Source organism: Frigoribacterium sp. CF331, from assembly GCF_057787905.1.
Genome location: NZ_CM173545.1, coordinates 2,571,566 through 2,589,951, shown reverse-complemented (window position 1 = coordinate 2,589,951; position 18,386 = coordinate 2,571,566). Strand labels below are relative to the sequence as shown.

The 18,386-nt window shown below is 73.2% G+C and carries 13 protein-coding genes, 1 tRNA gene and 1 pseudogene; 5 read left to right on the top strand and 10 right to left on the bottom strand.

Annotation, left to right across the window (positions count from 1 at the left end; genetic code table 11):
• Window positions 1–26 precede the first annotated feature (26 nt).
• The 5 genes and pseudogenes from ribD to AC3CCI_RS12040 all read left to right on the top strand — a co-directional run bounded on the left by ribD (window position 27) and on the right by AC3CCI_RS12040 (window position 6,522).
• Window positions 27–1,028 (top strand): bifunctional diaminohydroxyphosphoribosylaminopyrimidine deaminase/5-amino-6-(5-phosphoribosylamino)uracil reductase RibD, encoded by a 1,002-nt coding sequence (gene ribD / locus AC3CCI_RS12060; protein WP_488628689.1) that lies wholly within the window; start codon window positions 27–29, stop codon window positions 1,026–1,028.
• A 20-nt stretch (window positions 1,029–1,048) separates the two neighbouring features.
• Window positions 1,049–1,666 (top strand): annotated as a pseudogene (gene ribA / locus AC3CCI_RS12055) (GTP cyclohydrolase II); the annotation flags it as partial.
• Between the two features lie 230 nt (window positions 1,667–1,896).
• A complete protein-coding gene (locus tag AC3CCI_RS12050) occupies window positions 1,897–3,243 on the top strand; it encodes an MFS transporter (protein ID WP_488627335.1) in 1,347 nt (448 codons plus the stop codon).
• A gap of 174 nt (window positions 3,244–3,417) precedes the next feature.
• The gene (locus AC3CCI_RS12045) at window positions 3,418–5,382 is read left to right on the top strand and encodes an ABC transporter ATP-binding protein (RefSeq protein WP_488627334.1); all 1,965 of its coding nucleotides are present in this window, start codon (window positions 3,418–3,420) and stop codon (window positions 5,380–5,382) included.
• A gap of 105 nt (window positions 5,383–5,487) precedes the next feature.
• Window positions 5,488–6,522 (top strand): enoyl-CoA hydratase/isomerase family protein, encoded by a 1,035-nt coding sequence (locus tag AC3CCI_RS12040; protein WP_488627333.1) that lies wholly within the window; start codon window positions 5,488–5,490, stop codon window positions 6,520–6,522.
• A gap of 84 nt (window positions 6,523–6,606) precedes the next feature.
• Here the strand turns inward: AC3CCI_RS12040 and AC3CCI_RS12035 are convergent, their stop codons facing one another.
• From AC3CCI_RS12035 to topA, 10 genes are all read right to left on the bottom strand, one after another.
• On the bottom strand, window positions 6,607–7,662 hold the full coding sequence (locus AC3CCI_RS12035; protein ID WP_488627332.1) for a Gfo/Idh/MocA family oxidoreductase: 1,056 nt from the start codon (window positions 7,660–7,662) through the stop codon (window positions 6,607–6,609).
• Window positions 7,659–9,134: an NAD-dependent succinate-semialdehyde dehydrogenase gene (locus AC3CCI_RS12030; protein WP_488628688.1), complete on the bottom strand. Its 1,476-nt coding sequence runs from the start codon at window positions 9,132–9,134 to the stop codon at window positions 7,659–7,661. Before AC3CCI_RS12030 ends, AC3CCI_RS12035 begins: the two co-directional genes overlap by 4 nt.
• An 11-nt stretch (window positions 9,135–9,145) precedes the next feature.
• A complete protein-coding gene (locus AC3CCI_RS12025) occupies window positions 9,146–9,754 on the bottom strand; it encodes an isochorismatase family protein (RefSeq protein WP_488627331.1) in 609 nt (202 codons plus the stop codon).
• Window positions 9,755–9,791: 37 nt separating this feature from the next.
• Window positions 9,792–11,327 carry a D-alanyl-D-alanine carboxypeptidase/D-alanyl-D-alanine endopeptidase gene (dacB, locus tag AC3CCI_RS12020; RefSeq protein ID WP_354593150.1) on the bottom strand — a complete coding sequence of 512 codons (1,536 nt, stop codon included), beginning with the start codon at window positions 11,325–11,327 and terminating at the stop codon, window positions 9,792–9,794.
• 31 nt (window positions 11,328–11,358) lie between these two features.
• Window positions 11,359–12,342: a Gfo/Idh/MocA family protein gene (locus AC3CCI_RS12015; protein ID WP_354593151.1), complete on the bottom strand. Its 984-nt coding sequence runs from the start codon at window positions 12,340–12,342 to the stop codon at window positions 11,359–11,361.
• A 35-nt stretch (window positions 12,343–12,377) separates the two neighbouring features.
• A complete protein-coding gene (locus AC3CCI_RS12010; RefSeq protein WP_354593152.1) occupies window positions 12,378–13,094 on the bottom strand; it encodes a hypothetical protein in 717 nt (238 codons plus the stop codon).
• Window positions 13,095–13,314: 220 nt separating this feature from the next.
• Window positions 13,315–13,387, bottom strand: a tRNA-Thr gene (locus AC3CCI_RS12005).
• Window positions 13,388–13,444: 57 nt separating this feature from the next.
• The gene (locus AC3CCI_RS12000) at window positions 13,445–14,107 is read right to left on the bottom strand and encodes a TetR/AcrR family transcriptional regulator (RefSeq protein ID WP_488627330.1); all 663 of its coding nucleotides are present in this window, start codon (window positions 14,105–14,107) and stop codon (window positions 13,445–13,447) included.
• Window positions 14,108–14,230: 123 nt separating this feature from the next.
• Complete coding sequence (locus AC3CCI_RS11995; protein ID WP_354593154.1) at window positions 14,231–15,379, bottom strand: DNA polymerase III subunit delta'; 1,149 nt, start codon at window positions 15,377–15,379, stop codon at window positions 14,231–14,233.
• A 40-nt stretch (window positions 15,380–15,419) separates the two neighbouring features.
• A complete protein-coding gene (gene topA / locus AC3CCI_RS11990; protein WP_488627329.1) occupies window positions 15,420–18,344 on the bottom strand; it encodes a type I DNA topoisomerase in 2,925 nt (974 codons plus the stop codon).
• Window positions 18,345–18,386 lie beyond the last annotated feature (42 nt).

The window sequence follows — 18,386 nt, the reverse complement described above, 5'->3', positions numbered from 1 at the left end:
CCGATCGCGAGCTGCTCGAGCGCACGATGCGCCGAGCGGTGGTCCTCGCGCGCCGCGGGCCCGAGCGCGGCGTCAACCCCCAGGTGGGCTGCGTCCTCCTCCGCCCCGACGGCAGCACCGCGGCCGAGGGGTGGCACCGCGGCGCGGGCACGCCCCACGCCGAGGTCGACGCCCTGTCCCACCTGGCCCCCGGCGAGGCGCGCGGCCTGACGGCCGTGGTCTCGCTCGAGCCCTGCGACCACGTCGGCCGCACCGGTCCCTGCAGCGTCGCCCTGATCGAGGCGGGCGTCGCCCGGGTGGTGCACGCCGTCGACGACCCCGGCGCGTCGTCCGGCGGCGGCGCCGAGAGGCTCCGACGGGCGGGCGTCGACGTGATCGGCGGCGTGCTCGCCGACGAGGCCTCCGAGATGGCACGCCGCTGGCTGGTGACGGCACGCACGGGCCGACCCTTCGTCACCCTGAAGTGGGCGTCCAGCCTCGACGGGCGAGCCGCCGCCGCCGACGGCAGCAGCCGGTGGATCACCGGCACGGCCGCCCGTCAGCACGTCCACGAACGGCGGGCCGCCCACGACGCGATCCTCGTGGGCACGGGCACCGTGCTGGCCGACGACCCGAGCCTGACCGCCCGGGGCGACGCCGGCGAGCTGTCGCCCGCGCAACCCCTGCCCGTCGTCGTCGGCACCCGCGCCGTCCCGGCCAACGCGGCCCTCCGCAGGCACCCGCGGGGCCTCGTCGAGACCGGCACGCGCGACCTCGAGGCCGTCCTCGACGACCTGGGCAGCCGGGGAGTCCGCAGCGTGTTCGTCGAGGGCGGGCCGACCGTCGCGAGCGCCTTCGTCCGACTCGGACTCGTCGACGACTACCTCGTCTACCTCGCACCGACCCTGCTGGGCGGCCCGCGCACCGCCCTCGACGACCTCGGCGTCGACCACATCGACCGGCAACGACGACTGCGCGTCACCGAGGCGCGCACCCTCGGCGACGACCTCGTGGTCGTCGCCCGCGACACCTCCAGGAGGCACGCATGACCACCACCCCTGCCGCACCGTCCCAGGTCTCGTTCGAGGTCGAGACCACCGTCCCCACCCGCCACGGCACGTTCCGCATGCGCGCCTACCGTGACACCGTCACGGGGGCCGACCACGTGGCGGTCATCGCGAGCGATCCGACGGGCCTCCCCCCGGCGGACGGCGCCCTGGTCCGCGTGCACTCCGAGTGCCTGACGGGCGAGGCGTTCGGCTCGCTCAAGTGCGAGTGCGGCCCGCAGCTGGACGCGGCGCTCGACACCATCCGGGACCACGGCGGCGTCGTGGTCTACCTGCGCGGGCACGAGGGCCGGGGCATCGGCCTCGTCAACAAGCTGCGCGCCTACCGCCTGCAAGAGGACGGCCTCGACACGCTCGACGCCAACCTCGCCCTCGGCCTGCCGGCCGACGCCCGCGACTACGGGGCGGCGGCGGACGTGCTCCGCGACCTGGGGCTGACGCGCGTGCGGCTGCTGAGCAACAACCCCGAGAAGCGACGCCAGCTCGAAGACCACGGCATCGACGTGACCGAGCTCGTGCCGCTCGTCGTCGGGGTCGGGGCCTTCAACGAGGGCTACCTCGACACCAAGCGCGACCGCATGGGGCACGAGCTGCCCGGCCACCTCGGCGCCGACGACTGACCGCGTCACCGGCCGGCGACGCCGACCCCGGCGTCCGGACCGACCTCCCGGGGGACGACACGGGGTACAGCCGGGGTAGGATGGGCGACAGCCGTCACGAGCGGCTCCCGTCTTTCCCGGCCGAGCGAGCAGCAGATCCCTGCACCGCGCCTCCGTCCGATCCGTTGCGCCGCATCACGCGCCCGGTCGTCGACGTCCGCCGGGCCCTCGACCCGCCTCGGAGTGCCCCCGTGTCTGCCCCCACCGTCGACCCGTCGACGTCGTCCACCCCCGCCACCAACAAGCGCTCGCGCGTCATCGTCGCGAGCCTCATCGGCACCTCGATCGAGTTCTACGACTTCTACGTCTACGCGACCGCCGCCGTGCTGGTCTTCCCGACGATCTTCTTCGCCAACGACGACCCCGCGGTCGCGCGCCTCGCCTCGTTCGCCGTCTTCGGCGTCGCGTTCGTCGCCCGGCCCGTCGGCTCGGTCGTCTTCGGCCACTTCGGCGACCGCATCGGTCGCAAGGGCACCCTGGTGGCGTCCCTCCTGACGATGGGCATCGCGACCGTCCTCATCGGCTGCATCCCGGCCGGCACGACGCCCGGATGGGCGGTCGCCGGCCCCGCGTGCCTGGTGGTCCTGCGCTTCTGCCAGGGCCTCGGGCTCGGGGGCGAATGGAGCGGCGCCGCCCTGCTCGCGACCGAGAACGCGCCGGCGAACCGCCGAGCGATCTACGGCACGTTCCCCCAGCTGGGCGCACCGATCGGCTTCATCATCGCCAACCTCCTCTTCGTGCTGCTGAACTCGACCCTCACCGAAGAGCAGTTCATGAGCTGGGGTTGGCGTCTGCCGTTCCTGGCGAGCGCCGTGCTCGTCATCATCGGGCTGTACGTGCGCTTCAAGCTGATCGAGACGCCGGCGTTCCAGAAGGTCGTCGACTCGGGCAACGTCGCGTCGCTGCCGCTCGCCCGCGTGTTCCGCACGAGCTGGCGTCCGCTGCTGCTCGGCACGTTCATCATGCTGGCCACGTACACGCTCTTCTACCTGATGACGACCTTCACGCTCACCTACGGCACGGCCGACGCCGCGGGCGAGCCCGCGGGTCTCGGCATCCCCCGGACGCAGTTCCTGTGGATGCTGATCCTCGGCGTCGTGTTCTTCGGCATCTTCACCCTCGTCTCGGGGCCGCTCGCCGAGAGGTACGGTCGCCGCGCCATGCTGATCTGCGTCACCGCGGGCATCCTCGTCTTCGGCTTCACGTTCGCCCCGCTGTTCGCGGCCGGCGAGCTGGGCGCGCAGGCGTTGCTCATCATCGGCTTCGTGCTGATGGGGCTGACCTTCGGACCCATGGGGGCCGTGCTGCCCGAGCTCTTCCCGACGAGCGTGCGCTACACCGGGTCGGCCATCAGCTACAACGTGGCGAGCATCCTCGGCGCGGCCGTGGCCCCGTTCATCGCCGTCGCACTCTGGACGGCGGCGGACGGGAGCACCTGGCTCGTCGGCCTGTACCTGTCGTCCATGGCGCTCCTCACCCTCGTGGCGCTCGTGCTCAGCCGCGAGACCCGCGACGTCGACTACGAGGCGGCCGGCTGACCGGACGCACGCCGCCCCTCCGGCCGGCCCGCGCCTCCTGACCGGAGGGGCGGGCCGTCGTCGTGACGCAGGTGGATGTCACCCGGACGAAGTACGGTCGTACCCGGCGGTGGCACCGCCCGCGACATCCGACCGCCGCAGACCGCGACGCCGGTCACCGGCACGAGAGGCATCATGAGCTCCGACACACGCGCGCGCACGACGACGTCCACCGGTCAGGAGGCGCGGGTCGACCCGGTCGCCGCGCCCCGGTCGCGCTGGGGCCGCCGTCCGCAGCCCGAAGGGCCTCGCGCCACGTTCCGTCAGCTGCTGCCCTACCTGTTCGAGCACAAGAAGGTCATGGCCTTCATCATCGTGCTCAGCGTGCTCGGCGCCGCGGCGTCGCTCGGGCAGCCGCTGCTGGTGCAGCAGGTGATCTCGGCCGTCCAGCAGGGCGCGACGCTCGGGCCACTCGTCTGGGCGCTCGTCGCGCTGGTCGTCGCGGCCGGCCTGATCAGCGGGTTCCAGCACTACCTGCTGCAGCGCACCGGCGAGGGCGTCGTGCTCTCGAGTCGCCGCCGGCTGGTCGGACGCATGCTCCGGCTGCCGATCAGCCAGTTCGACACCCGTCGCACCGGCGACCTCGTGTCGCGCGTCGGCTCGGACACCACCCTGTTGCGCGCCGTGCTCACCCAGGGGCTCGTCGAGGCCATCGGCGGCAGCCTGACCTTCGTGGGCGCCCTGGTCGGCATGTTCCTGATCGACCCGGTGCTGCTCGGCCTGACGGTGCTCGTCGTCGCCGTCTCGGTGGTGGTCGTCGTGCTGCTGTCCGGCCGCATCCGCGTGGCGAGCCGCCAGGCGCAAGAGAAGGTGGGCGACCTGACCGCCGCCGTCGAGCGTGCGATCAGCTCGGTGCGCACGATCCGCGCCTCGGGTGCCACCGAGCGCGAGATCGCCGGCGTCGAACGCGACGCCGAGGGCGCCTACCAGCGCGGACTCCAGGTCGCACGCATCTCGGCCCTCGTCGTGCCGATCTCGTCGGTGGCGCTGCAGGCGTCGTTCCTCGTCGTGCTCGGCGTCGGCGGCTACCGGGTCGCCAGCGGCGCCATCGAGATCGCGTCTCTCGTGTCGTTCGTGCTGTTCCTCTTCCTCATGATCATGCCGCTGGGCCAGGCCCTCGGTGCCGTGCTCAGCGTCAACCAGGCGCTCGGGGCGCTCGGCCGCATCCAGGAGATCCTCGACCTGCCGAGCGAGACCGACGGCGACCGGCGCCTCGCGGCCGAGGTCGCCGCGGCCGGAACCGGGGCCCGCACCGGTCACGCCGGTCCCGACGACGGCGTCGCCGTCCGCTTCGACGACGTGCACTTCCGGTACCCGGGTTCGCCCGTGGCCGATGCGGCGCCGTCCGACCGTCCGGGCGTCCCCGGCACCCCGACGGACGACGCACGCACCGGCCACGAGGGCACCGGCGACGACGACCTGACGGTGCTGCGCGGCGTGAGCTTCACCGTGCCCGTCGGTCGACGAACGGCCCTCGTCGGTCCGTCGGGTGCCGGCAAGAGCACCATCCTGTCGCTGATCGAGCGCTTCTACGACCCGACCTCGGGGGCCGTCGTGGTGGGCGGGGCCGACGTCCGCACCCTCGACCGTCACGAGCTGCGGTCGCGCATCGGGTACGTCGAGCAGGACGCCCCGGTGCTCGCGGGCACCATCCGCGACAACCTCACCCTGGGGTCGCCGGACGCCACCGACGACGACTGCCGCCGGGTGCTCGAGGCCGTCAACCTCACGGCCGTGCTCGAGCGGGGCGACCAGGGTCTGGACGCGCAGGTCGGCGAAGACGGCGTGATGCTCTCGGGCGGCGAGCGGCAGCGCCTGGCCATCGCCCGGACGCTCCTCAACGCGCCGCCCATCCTGCTGCTCGACGAATCGACCTCGAGCCTCGACGGCCTCAACGAACAGCGCCTCCGCGAGGCCATCGACGCCGTGGCCGAGAACCGGACGCTCATCGTCATCGCCCACCGGCTGTCGACCGTGGTCGACTCGGACCAGATCGTCGTCGTCGAGGCGGGGCGCGTGGTGGGGGTCGGCACCCACTCCGAGCTCGTGCAGACCACGCCGCTGTACCGCGACCTCGCCAAGCACCAGCTGCTCGTCTGAGTCTCGCGTCTCGCGTCTCGCGTCTCGCCTCTGGCGTCTCGCGTCTCGCGTCTCGCGTCGGGTGCAGGGACCGGGTGTCGTACGGCGACGTGCGACGATGGCCCGATGAGCGACGTCGCCCCCACCGTCCTGACCCACGTCGAGCGCGGGGTGGGCGTCATCACCCTCAACCGGCCGCAGAAGATCAACGCGGTGACGGTCGAGATGCTCGGCCTCGTCGAACGCGCACTGGACGCCTGGCAGGACGACCCCACCGTGACGGCCGTGCTGCTGCAGGGGGCGGGCCCGCGGGGCTTCTGCGCCGGAGGAGACATCGCCTGGATCCACGCCAACGTGACGGACGACCCACGGCGCAGCGTCGACATGTGGCGTCGTGAGTACCGCGGCACGTTGCGGCTGTCGCGCTGGCCGAAGCCGATCGTCTCGCTGTTGGACGGCATCGCGATGGGGGCCGGCATCGGACTGGGCGGCCACGTCACGCTCCGCGTCGTCACCGAACGCAGCTCGCTGGGCATGCCCGAGACCCGCATCGGCCTCTCGCCCGACGCCGGCGGCAGCTTCCTGCTCTCGAGGGCGCCGGGCGAGCTCGGCACCCACCTGGCCCTGACCGGGCGCGCCATGACGGCCGCCGACGCCCTGCACACGGGGTTCGCCGACGTCGTCGTCCCGTCCGCCGACCTCGCACGCGTGCTGCCGACCCTCGCAGAGGGCGGTGTCGACGCCGTCCGAGTGCTCGGCATCCCGGCGGGTCCGTCCGAACTCGCCGCGGCCCGTGACTGGATCGACGAGGCCTACCGTGGCGACGACGCGCGCGCCGTCGTCCGTCGGCTGCGCGACCTCGCGTCGTCCGGACTCGTCGAGTCCGGAGCCGTCGCCGACGACCTCGAGGCCGCCTCGCCCACGTCGGTCGTGTTGACCCTCGAGGCCCGGCGCCGGGCCGCCCGCCTGCCCGACCTCGAGGCCGTCCTCGGCCAGGAGCTCGGCATCGTCACCTCGCTCGCCGCGTCACCGGACCTCGCCGAGGGCATCCGGGCGCGCGTCGTCGACAAGGACCGTCGGCCCCGCTGGTCGCCGGCGACCCTGGACGAGGTCGACGTGGCGGCGACCCTGGCGACGGTCGACTGGACGACGAGACTCTGACCGCGGAACCCGCGGGAGGCACGGCGCGGCACGCGACACCCGTCGCCTCGCGACCGCCCCGCGTCACGCGCCCGGGGCTCGAGATCAGAGCCGGATGACGCGTCCCTCGTCCGCCGAGCGACGCGCAGCCTCGATCACCTCGAGCACGCGGACGGCGTCCCACGGGTCGACCGGCAGGTCGCCGTCGCCGCGAAGGGCCACGGCGAGCTGCGAGTAGAAGTCCGGGTAGCGCCCGGGGTCGGTGGCCTCGTCGTGACGGGAACCGTCGGCGACCACGACACCGCGGCGGACGCCGGCCCCGTCGACACCGTAGGACGGGTCGGTCGGCCGGACGCCCGCGGCCAGCTGGGCCTCTTGCGGGTCGAGACCGTGCACCTCGTAGGCCCCGGACGACCCGAGCACCCGGAACCTCGGCCCCGGCACCGCCGCGACGTGGCTCAGGGCCAGGCGCGACCGCCGGCCGCCCTCGTGCCCGAGGGACAGGAACACGTCGTCGTCGGCCGAACCGGCCGGACGCCGGGTCGCGATCTCGGCGTGGACCGTCACGACGGGACCCAGGAGCGTCGACACCTGGTCGACGAGGTGCGGGCCCAGGTCGAAGAGGATGCCGCCGCCGTCCGCCGCCGTCGCCCGGCGCTTCCAGCCGGCACGGTTCTCGAGCTTCCAGGGCTCGAACCGCGATTCGACCGTGTGGACCTCGCCCAGGACGCCCGAGCCCACCAGGCGTGACGCGGTGAGGAAGTCGCCGTCCCACCGGCGGTTCTGGTAGACGGTCAGCGGACGGTCGAGCGACTCGGCCAGCTCGACGAGGGCCCGGGCGTCGGCCGACGAGGTCGCCAGCGGCTTGTCGACGACCACGGCGGCGCCGGCCCGGAGGGCCTGCGTCGCCGTCTCGACGTGGGTGTCGTTCGGCGTGGCCACGACCACCAGGTCGAGGTCGCGTGGCCAGAGCTGGTCGGCACTCGCGACCACGTCGGCCCCGGGGTGCGCCACGGCGACCTGCGCGGCCCGGTCGGGGTCGCGGGTCACCACCGCGTCGACCTGCCAGGCCGGGTCGGCGGCCAGGAGGGCCCCGTGGAACACCCGCCCGGCGAGCCCGTAGCCCACGATGCCGACCCGCAGCGGCTGCTCGGCGCTCATGCGGCGAAGGGGTCGGGGGTCAGCACGTACACCGTCTCGAGGTACTCGTGGATGCCCTCGGCCCCGCCTTCTCGACCGAGGCCGGACGACTTGACGCCGCCGAACGGCGCCGAGGCGTTCGACACGACGCCCACGTTCAGCCCGAGCATGCCGGTCTGCAGCCGCTCGGCCAGGCGCTGCCCCCTCGCGAGGTCGCGGGTGAACGCGTAGGCGACGAGCCCGAACTCGGTGTCGTTGGCGAGCCGCACGGCCTCGTCTTCGTCGCCGAAGGTCGAGACGGCGAGCACGGGCCCGAAGATCTCGGTGGTGAGGATCTCGCTGCCCGGCACGATGCCCGACAGCACGGTCGGCTCGAAGAAGGTGCCCGGCCCGTCGACGACCTGCCCGCCCGTCTCGACGACGGCGCCCCGCTCGACCGCCTCGCGCACGAGACGATCGGCCTTGTCGACCGCACGGTCGTCGATCAGGGGGCCGACCGTGACGCCGTCCTCGGTGCCCGGCCCCACGCGCAGGCCACGGACGCGCTCGACCACCCGCGAGGTGAACTCGGCAGCGACCGAGTCCTGCACGATGAAGCGGTTGGCGGCCGTGCAGGCCTGGCCCACGTTGCGGAACTTCGCCTGCATGGCCCCCTCGACCGCCGCGTCGAGGTCGGCGTCGTCGAAGACCACGAAGGGGGCGTTGCCGCCGAGCTCCATCGAGGTGCGCAGCACCTGCTCGGCCGCCTGGGTCAGCAAGGTCGACCCGACCGGGGTCGACCCCGTGAAGCTGAGCTTCCGGAGGCGCGGGTCGCGGATCAGGGGCTCGCACACGTCGTTCGCCGACAGCGTCGTCACGACGTTGACCACCCCGTCGGGGACGCCGGCCTCGACGAGCAGGGCCGCGAAGGCGAGCGTCGTCAGGGGGGTCAGCTCGGCGGGCTTGACGACCACGGTGCAGCCGGCCGCCAGGGCGGGGGCGATCTTGCGGGTGGCCATGGCGAGGGGGAAGTTCCAGGGCGTGATGAGCAGGCACGGGCCCACCGGGCGGTGCAGCACGGTCGTGCGACCGGTGCCCTCGGGGTTGGTGCCGTAGCGACCCGACACGCGCACCGCCTCTTCGGAGAACCACCGCAGGAACTCGCCGCCGTAGGTGACCTCGCCGAGCGACTCGGCCAACGGCTTGCCCATCTCGAGGGTCATGAGCAGGGCGAAGTCGTCGCGCCGCTCCGTGAGGAGGTCGAAGGCGCGGCGGAGCACCTCGCCGCGGTGTCGGGGCGACGCCGCGGCCCAGTCGTCCTGCGCGGCGACCGCGGCGTCGAGCGCCCGCACGCCGTCGGCCGGGGAGGCGTCGGCCACGGCGACGAGGACCTCGCCCGTGGCGGGATCGACGACGTCGATGGTGCCCCCACCGGACGACGGGCCCCACGAGCCGCCGATGAACAAGCCGGTGGGCACCGCGTCGAGCACCCGACGGCGATCGGCCGCCGTCACGCCCGTGCCGCTCACGCGGATGCCCCGGTCGAGCCGGCGACGACGTCGGCCGAGGGTGCGGTGGTCACGCCGGCCGCGCGCAGCTCGGCCAGGGCGGCCTCGCTCGGGCCCTGAGCCACGCCCGCGACGAGGTCGGTCAGCACGCTCACCCGGAGGCCCGCCGCCACCGCGTCGAGGGCGGAGGCCCGGACGCAGTGGTCGGTCGCGAGGCCCACGACCTCGACCTCGTCGACGCCCCGGTCGGAGAGGACCCGGGCGATCGAGGGGCCTCCCTCGACCAGCCCGTCGAAGAGCGAGTAGGCGGGACGCCCGTCGCCCTTGAGCACGTGGACGTCGACGGCCGAGGTGTCGAGGTCGGGGTGGTAGTCGGCCCCGACCGATCCCTGGACGCAGTGCGGCGGCCACGAGTCGACGAAGTCGGGCGCGGTGCTGAAGTGGCCACCGTTGTCACCGTCGGGCGAGTGCCAGTCCCGGCTGGCGACGACGAGGTCGTAGCGGTCGGGGTGGGCGCGCAGGTGGGCGGTGACGGCCTGCGCGACGTGGGCGCCGCCGGTCACGCCGAGCGCGCCTCCTTCGGTGAAGTCGTTCTGGACGTCGACGACGAAGAGTGCTCTGGTCATGCGTCCATTCTCGCGCGCCGCACCGACACCGGCGTCGTCAGCTGTTGGACAGGGCGTCGCCGCAGCTGTAGACCGCCGTCGTCAGGGTGTCGAGGGCGGCCCGCGCGTTGTCCTGCACCGGACCGATCGCGTAGAAGGCGAAGGTGAGCTTCGTGCCGTCCGCCGCGTCGATCGTGCCCGCGAGCGTGTAGGCCGTGTCGATCCACCCGGTCTTGGCGTGCACGGCACCCCGGGCGACGGCGTTCGACCCGGTGAAGCGCGAGGCGAGGGTGCCGGTCTTGCCCGACACGGGCAGGGCGTCGTACACGACGCCGAGCCCGTGCTCGCGGTTCAGCACCTGGACCATCAGCCGCGCGACGAAGGTCGAGGGCACGGCGTCGTTCTCGCTCAGGCCCGAACCGTCGACGATGGTGAGCGACGACGTGTCGAGCCCGTAGGTCGACGACAGCACGCTCTTGTAGAGCGCCGTGAGCGACGCGGCCGAACCGTCGGCGCCGGAGACCTTCGACGAGACCCGCGCGAGCATCTCGGCGAGCGTGTTGTCGGAGGTCGGCAGCAGTTGCGAGATCAGCGTGCCGACCGGCTGCGACGACACCTGGGCGATGACCGTGCCGCTCGTGGCGGTGCCCTGGGTCATCGTGGCGGAGTCGGCGCCGACGACGCCCGCCGCGACGAGGGCCGACCGGAAGGCGTCGCCCGCCCGGGCGACGGGGTCGGTGCTGCGGGGGCTCGTCTGCGCGGCCGGGTTCGCGCGGTCGCCGTCGACCATGAGCGCGGTGACCTCGGAGTGGTAGCCGATCGTCTGCTCGGTGCGCTTCCACGACGGGTCCCACTTGTCGGCGGGGTTCCAGTAGGTGGCGTCGAGCGTGATCTGGGTCAGCGGTTGGTCGCCGAGCGACGTCTTGACCTGGGTCGCGAGGTCGGCGACGGTGGGGGCGCCGGCGTACACGCTCGAACCAGTGGCGCTGAGCGTGGCGTCGCCGCCGCCCACCAACGCCACGGCACCGGTGCCGGGATCGCCGGTGACCCGCGTCGTGAGCCGCGCGTCGGCGCCGAGGACCGACAGCGCGACGGCGCTGGTCAGGGTCTTGAGCACGCTGCCCGTGCGGGCCGCCGTCGAGCCGTTGCGGTCGAAGAGCACCTCGCCCGTCTCGGCGTTGACCACGCTGCCCTCGAACTGGGCGAGCCGGGCGTCGGAGGCGGCCCCGGCGACCGAGCAGGTGCGCAGGCGGGTGGCGCCCGGCAGCACGTCGGGCACCGACCGCTCGGGGTCGACGGTGGGCGTGGCGCTCGGCGTGACCGTCACCACGGGCTGGGGAGTCGCCGAACCGGCCCGGGCCGACGGTGCCCCGGGCGCCGTGGCCGCGCCCGCCGCGACGGCACCGCCGCCCAGCAGGGCCAGGACGAGCACGCCGGCCGTCACGAGGACGGCCCGGGGCCGGGTCGACACCCACTGCCAGGCGGACGGGCGCGTCGTCGGCGACCCGGTCGGGGTCGTGTCGCCGTGGCCGTCACCCCGGGCCCCCGGGCTCGGTGCGGGTCGGTCGTGACGTGGCTCACCCTGATCGCTCATCGAGGACATCATACGGAGCGACGACGCGCCGTCACCCCTCTGACGGGTACCGCACGCCGATCTGCCGTCGGACCTCGTCCATGGTGCGCATGACCTCGACGCCGTCCGCCGCGGTCAACAGGGGGCTCTCGGATCCGCCCGCCGCGACGACCCGCTCGAGTTCGAGGGCCTGGTGCTGCATGCCCCGCAGACCGCCCTCGTCGGCGTCGAAGCGCTCGATCACCGCACCGTCGCCGTCTCGGACGGTGAAGCCACCCGGCGCGTAGAAGGTGTCGTCGACGTCGATGCGCCCCGCGGTGCCGAGCAACGAGGCGGTGTTGCGACCGGACGTGTCGAGGGCGGCGTAGAGCTGCGACGTCGCGCCCGACGCGTGGCCGAGCTGGATGCCGACGCGGGCGTCGACGCCCTGGTCGCTCAGGGTCGCCGTGGCCGTGACGCCCTCGGGCGGGCCCAGGAGGTCGTGGGCGAACGACACGGGGTAGACCCCCAGGTCGAGCAGGGCACCGCCGCCCAGGGCCGGGTCGTTGAGGCGGTGCCGAGGGTCGGTCGGCAACGACTGGACGTGCACCGCGGTCAGGAGGCGCACCTCGCCGATCACGCCGGAGCTCACGACCGCGCGCAGTCGCGCACTCTGCGGCGTGTAGCGCGTCCACATGGCCTCGAGCACGACGACGCCGGCCCGACGGGCGGCCGTGTAGACGGACTCGGCCTCGGCCGCGTTGACGGTGAACGCCTTCTCGACGAGGACGTGCTTGCCCGCGGCGATCGCGAGCAGGGCGTTCTCGGCGTGGAACGGGTGCGGGGTGGCCACGTAGACCACGTCGACCTCGGGGTCGGCGACGAGGTCGTCGTAGCTGCCGTGGGCACCGGGAACCCCGACCCGGTCGGCGAACGCTCGTGCCTTGCCCAGGTCGCGCGACCCGACGGCCGAGACGGTCAGCCCGACGCCCTGCAGGTCGGAGGTGAAGGTCGAGGCGATGCCGCCGGCGCCGAGGATTCCCCATCGAAGTGTCATGCGGACTGTCTACCAGCCACCGCCGACGACGCCGGTCAGCAGGCGTACCACCGACTGGCCGACCGGACGAAGTCCGGGCTGTCGCCCGGCGCTCCCCCGTGCACCGACGCGAACCCGAGGCAGGCGTGCGCGAGGTCGCCACGGAAGTCCGGCCGGTAGACGGCGTCCCGGTGCGGGGTCGAGGCCCACCACTTGTCGGCGGCCACGGCTCCGGTGGTGCCGGTCCCGCCCGCGAGGTTCCCGTCGCACCCCACGGCGGGCTCGCCGTCGCTGCGGACGACCTGACCCTTGTGCCCCCACGCGCTCAACGGGTCTGGGCTCGGGTCCCCGGCGATCCAGAAGAGGTACCGCTCGAGGCAGGCGTCGTACCGCACGTTGTCCGCCGGCAGCGGCTCGAGGCAGCCCTGCCGACGCTGCTCCTGGTACGCCGCGCGGAACGCGTCGAGGTCGTCGACGGTCGTGCCCGTGGCCCCGCTCGCGGCGTCCGCGGCACCCGTGGGCGCGGCGGACGCGTCGGCCACGGGCTGCGGACGCGAGGCCGGGGAGGCGCCGGTGGCGTCGACGACGCAGCCCGCGCCTCCCGGGCCCTCGGCGTCGGCCCCGGGGCCGCCGCCCACGGCGAGCACGGTCGCCCGCCCGTCGGCGACGCCGGCCGTCGCGAGGGCCGAGCTGTCGCCCCCCGCCCAGACGACCATCAGCACGCCCGCGAGGACGGCGGCGAGCAGCGCGGTGCAGAGGAGCCGGAGGGTCACGGGGACGCCTCCTTCCGTCGGTCGCGGGCGTCGCAGACCGACCGTACGGCGGCCGGACGCCCCCCGGGGGCCGTCCGGGGTACAAACGGGCCACGCGCTCACCACTACTGGGGGCGGAGGGTCGCCGCGAGGGCCGGACCGCGGGTCGGCCGGGACCTGCTGCGGGACGACGACGGGGACGAGAACAGCCCCGGGTCGAGGTGACCCGGGGCTGTGAGGGAGCCGCTTATCAGAATCGAACTGATGACCTTCTCATTACGAGTGAGACGCTCTACCGACTGAGCTAAAGCGGCGGGACCGGCCTGGGCCGGCTGCCCGTGCCTCGCGGCACGATTAGACACTGTACAGGATCAGCGGACCTCACGCGTCACGAGGCGGCCGAGCTCGTCGAAGCTGGCCTCCATCCGGGCGCGCAGGCTGTAGCGCATGTCGCTCAGGTGGTCCACGTCGTCGTCGTCGATCCACTCGGCCCAGGCGTGACGCAGGGCGGCGATGCTGACGAGCGACACGAGGTGCGCCCGGCTCACCAGGGACGCGTCGGCGGTCTCGCCGGCGACGCCCTCGTCGGCCGCCATGCGCTGGGCGACGACGGTGGTGAGGCGCTCCTCGAACACGCGCGTGGACGCGATGCGACGGGCCAGCAGGTCGGGGTGCGCCCGCAGCACGCGACGGCGCAGGACCACCAGCTCACGGTCTACCGTCGCCGACTCGACCGCGGTCGTCAGAAGCTCGATCAGGCTCGGGAGCACGGGCTCGTCACGCTGGGCCACGAACCGTTCGAGGTCGCTGCCGTCGGGCAGGGCGGGCGGGTCGCCGACGACGGCCTCTTCCTTCGACGTGAAGTAGTTGAAGAAGGTGCGCGGAGAGACGTCCGCCCGCCGGCTGACCATGTCGACGGTCACCGCGTCGAGGCCGTGCTCGACGATGAGGTCGAGGACGGCGACCTGGATGGCTCGACGGGTGGCCAGACGTTTGCGCTCGCGCAGGCCGGGGGCGGCGTTCGGGTCGCTCATCCGGCCATCATCGCGCATGCGTCCGGGAAACCGGTGGACGGACCCGACACCGTGGCCGCCCCGCCCCGTGGTGGCGGGTCGGCGGGAGGCGGGTCGACGGGAGGCGGGTCGGCGGGGTGCGGCTCAGCGGGTGGCGTGCCGGCTGACGACGACGAGCATGGCCTCGAGGGCCATGGCCGGCGACACGTTCGCCTCGATCCGCCGACGGGCCACCGCGACGGCGTCCAGCACCGCGAGGGTGGCGGCGGGGGTCGACGCGGCCGCGGCCGAGTCGAGCTGGGCCCTGATGCTGTCGTTGATGGGCTGCTCGTCGACGCCGAGCTGCAGGAGGAGGACGTCGCGGTACAGCGAGAGGAGGTCGACCATGATGCGGTCGATGCCGTCGCGCAGGCTGCGGGTCGCCCGGCGCTTCTGGTCGTCCTCGAGGGCACGCAACTGGCTGCGGAGCGCCGGGGGGACGGTGCCGCCCGGCTCGACGCCCAACGAGCGCAGCGCGCTCGCGCGCTCCTCGGCGTCGCGCTCTTCGGTGATGGCCTTGGCGTCGTCGCCGGCGACGGCCAACAGGGTGGCCGCGGCGATGACGGCGTCCGAGACGCTGCGGATGCCGAGGGCGGCCTCGAGCGTCTGCCGCCGCCGTGACCTGGCCGAGGTGTCGAGGGCGAGTCGGCGGGCCATGCCGATGTGGCTCTGGGCCTCGCGGGCGGCCACGAGGGCGACCTCGGGGTCGACGCCGTCGCGGTGTTCGAGCAACGCGGCGACGTCGGTCACGGCGGGCATCCGGAGGCGCACGCTGCGCACCCGGGACCGGATCGTCGGGATGAGATCGGCCTCGCTCGGGGCGCACAGCAACCAGACGGTGCGGGGTGGCGGCTCTTCCAGGGCCTTCAGCAGCAGGTTGGAGGTGCGCTCGGTCATGCGGTCGGCGTCCTCGATCACGACCACCCGGTATCGCCCGACCGACGGCGAGAACTGACTGGCCGCGACGAGGGCCCGGACCTCGTCGATGGTGATGATGATGCGCTCGGTGCTGAGGACGGCGAGGTCGGGATGCGAGCGGGCGGCGACCTGCCGCAGCGTGGCCTCCTCGTCGGCGGGGGTCCGCGACAGCAGAGCTGCCGCGAAGGCGTACGCGAGGTTCGACCGACCGGAGCCCGGCGGGCCGGTGATCAACCACGAGTGGGTCATCGAGGCGTTGCCGGGCTGCGTCGACGCCGCCGCGGTCAACGCCTCGATGGCGTCGGGCTGACCCGTGAGGTGTTCCCAGAGGGGCATGGTCAGCGAGTGCCCTGGGCTCGCCGCCCGACCACGCCGATCACTCGGCCGTGGCCTCGGGCGTGGCGGTCTTCGCCGCCGTCGCCCTCTTCGCGGGTGCCTTCGTCGCCGGCGCCTTCTTCGCGGCTGCCGTGGTCTTCGCCGCACCGGTCTTCGCCGGGGCCTTCTTCGCCGGGGCCTTCTTGGCGGGCGCCTTCTTGGCGGCGGTCTTCGGCTTGGCCGGCCCCTTGGCCCGCTTGTCGGCGAGCAGCTGGACCGCCCGGTCGAAGTCGACCTCCTCGACGGTCTCGCCGCGCGGGATCGTCGCGTTGGTCTCGCCGTCGGTGACGTACGGGCCGAACCGGCCGTCCTTCACCTTGATCGGCTTGCCGCTGACCGGATCGGCCTCGAACTCCTTGAGGGCGCTGCTCGCCTTGCGGGCACCGTACTTGGGCTGCGCGTAGAGCTCGAGCGCCCCGGTGAGGTCGATGTCGAAGATCTGGTCCTCGCTCGTCAGCGACCGGGTGTCGGTCCCCTTCTTGAGGTACGGACCGTAGCGCCCGTTCTGAGCCTGGATCTCGTCACCGCTGTCGGGATCGGTGCCGACGGTGCGAGGGAGGTCGAGCAGCCGCAGGGCGGTCGCGAGGTCGACCGTGTCGACGCTCATGCTCTTGAAGAGGGACGCCGTGCGCTCCTTCGGGGCCGTGGCCTTCCTGGCGGCAGCCTTCTTGGCCGGGGCCTTCTTGGCCGCGGTCGTCGTCGAGGCGGCCGCGGGCTCGGTCACGTCGCCGGTCGCGGGGTCGGCCGCGATCTCGCCGGCCGCCTCGTCGGACGCCGTCTCGGGCGTCCGCTCGGTGACGTACGGGCCGAAGCGGCCGTCCTTCGCGACGACCTCCTTGCCCGAGTCGGGGTTGACGCCCAGGACCCTGTCGCCGACGACGGGGGCGTCGATCAGCTCACGCGCCTTCTCGGCGGTCAGCTCGTCGGGAGCGAGATCTTCGGGCACGTTCACCCGGCGGGGCGTCTCGGGGTCGTCGCCCGGTGCCTCGAGGTAGGGACCGTAGCGACCGATGCGCAGCGTGACGCCGTCGGCGAGCACGATGGAGTTGATGTCCCGGGCGTCGATCTCGCCGAGGTTGTCGATGACCTTCCGCAGGCCTCGGTGCGACTCGTTGCCGAAGTAGAACCCGTTCAACCAGTCCACGCGGTCGGCGTCGCCGCCGGCGATGAGGTCGAGGTCGTCCTCCATGCTGGCCGTGAAGTCGTACTCGACCAGGTCGGCGAAGTAGTCCTCGAGCAGGCGGACCACCGAGAACGCGATCCAGTTCGGCACGAGCGCCGTGCCCCGCGGGGTGACGTAGCCGCGGTCGACGATGGTCGACATGATGGCGGCGTAGGTCGAGGGGCGCCCGATGCCGAGTTCTTCGAGTGTCTTGACGAGGCTCGCCTCGGTGTACCGCGGCGGCGCCGACGTGTCGTGGCCCTTGGCCTCGACCTCGTCGAGGCCGAGGGCCTGGCCCTCGGTCAGCGGCGGAAGCTTGGCCTCGGCGGGCTCGGCCGCGCCGTGCCGGTCTTCGTCCCGACCCTCTTCGTAGGCGTTGAGGAACCCGCGGAAGGTGATCACCGTGCCGGACGCGGCGAACTCGGCGAGGGTGCCCGCCGCGGTGCGCGCCGTGATGCCCTCGACCGCCCCGGGGGTGGTCGCCGACACGACGACCGAAGCCGTCGAGCCCTTGGCGTCGGCCATCTGCGAGGCGACCGTGCGCTTCCAGATCAGGTCGTAGAGCTTCCAGTCGTTGCCGCGGAGCACGGCCTGCATCTCGGAGGGCGTCTTGAAGGTGTCGCCCGAGGGGCGGATGGCCTCGTGTGCCTCTTGTGCGTTCTTGCTCTTGCCCGTGTAGAGGCGCGGTTTGTCGGGGACCGTCTCGGCGCCGTAGAGCTTGGCCGCCTGGCTGCGAGCGGCACCGATCGCCTGCTGCGAGAGCGCCGGCGAATCGGTCCGCATGTAGGTGATGTGCCCGTTCTCGTAGAGCGACTGGGCGACGCTCATCGTCTGACGGGCGGAGAAGCGCAGCTTGCGCGCGGCCTCCTGCTGCAGGGTCGACGTCGTGAAGGGCGCCGCCGGACGGCGGGTGTAGGGCTTCGAGTCGACCGAGCCGACGACGACGTGGACGTCGGGCGAGCCCAGCGCCTCGGCGAGTGCTCGTGCCGACGACTCGTCGAGCGCCACGGCCTCGCCCTTCAGTCGACCCCGGTCGTCGAAGTCGCGACCGGCGGCCACGCGTCCCCCGTTGACCCGGACGAGGCGCGACCCGAACGCGACCTTCGCCTCGCCCTCGGCCGCGACGGGCTCGAACGTGGCCGTGAGGTCCCAGTAGGAGGCCGAGACGAACGCCAGGCGCTCGCGCTCACGGTCGACGACGAGACGGGTCGCGGCGGACTGGACGCGGCCGGCCGACAGCCCGGGCCCGACCTTGCGCCACAGCACGGGCGAGACCTCGTAGCCGTAGAGGCGGTCGAGTATCCGGCGGGTCTCCTGCGCGTCGACCAGCGCGGTGTCGAGCTCTCGCGTGTTCTCCTGCGCCTTCTGGATGGCGTCCTTGGTGATCTCGTGGAAGACCATGCGCTTGACGGGCACCTTGGGCTTCAGCTCTTGGAGGAGGTGCCAGGCGATGGCCTCGCCCTCGCGGTCCTCATCTGTCGCGAGGTAGAGCTCGTCGGCGTTCTTCAGGGCGCGCTTGAGGTCGGTGACCGTCTTCTTCTTGGCGTCGGAGACGACGTAGTAGGGCTCGAAGCCGTTCTCGACGTCGACGGAGAACTTGCCCATCGACCCCTTCTTCAGCTCGGCCGGGAGGTTCTTGGGCTCGACGAGGTCGCGGATGTGGCCGACGGAGGCCAGCACCTCGTATCCGTCACCGAGGTACTGCCCGATCGTCTTGGCCTTGGCGGGCGACTCGACGATGACCAGTTTCTTCGTGCCTGGCACGGGACTCCTTGGGTGGTGGTGCGGCGACCCGGTCCGACGGAC

What these genes read in the sequence shown, in the direction of transcription:
- AC3CCI_RS12045 (WP_488627334.1), top strand. Translation starts at nt 3,418, where the DNA reads ATGAGCTCCGACACACGCGCGCGCACGACGACGTCCACCGGTCAGGAG.
- AC3CCI_RS12035 (WP_488627332.1), bottom strand. Translation starts at nt 7,662, where the DNA reads ATGAGCGCCGAGCAGCCGCTGCGGGTCGGCATCGTGGGCTACGGGCTC.
- AC3CCI_RS11995 (WP_354593154.1), bottom strand. Translation starts at nt 15,379, where the DNA reads ATGCCCCTCTGGGAACACCTCACGGGTCAGCCCGACGCCATCGAGGCG.
- AC3CCI_RS12040 (WP_488627333.1), top strand. Translation starts at nt 5,488, where the DNA reads ATGAGCGACGTCGCCCCCACCGTCCTGACCCACGTCGAGCGCGGGGTG.
- ribD (WP_488628689.1), top strand. Translation starts at nt 27, where the DNA reads ATGCGCCGAGCGGTGGTCCTCGCGCGCCGCGGGCCCGAGCGCGGCGTC.
- AC3CCI_RS12015 (WP_354593151.1), bottom strand. Translation starts at nt 12,342, where the DNA reads ATGACACTTCGATGGGGAATCCTCGGCGCCGGCGGCATCGCCTCGACC.
- dacB (WP_354593150.1), bottom strand. Translation starts at nt 11,327, where the DNA reads ATGAGCGATCAGGGTGAGCCACGTCACGACCGACCCGCACCGAGCCCG.
- AC3CCI_RS12025 (WP_488627331.1), bottom strand. Translation starts at nt 9,754, where the DNA reads ATGACCAGAGCACTCTTCGTCGTCGACGTCCAGAACGACTTCACCGAA.
- AC3CCI_RS12000 (WP_488627330.1), bottom strand. Translation starts at nt 14,107, where the DNA reads ATGAGCGACCCGAACGCCGCCCCCGGCCTGCGCGAGCGCAAACGTCTG.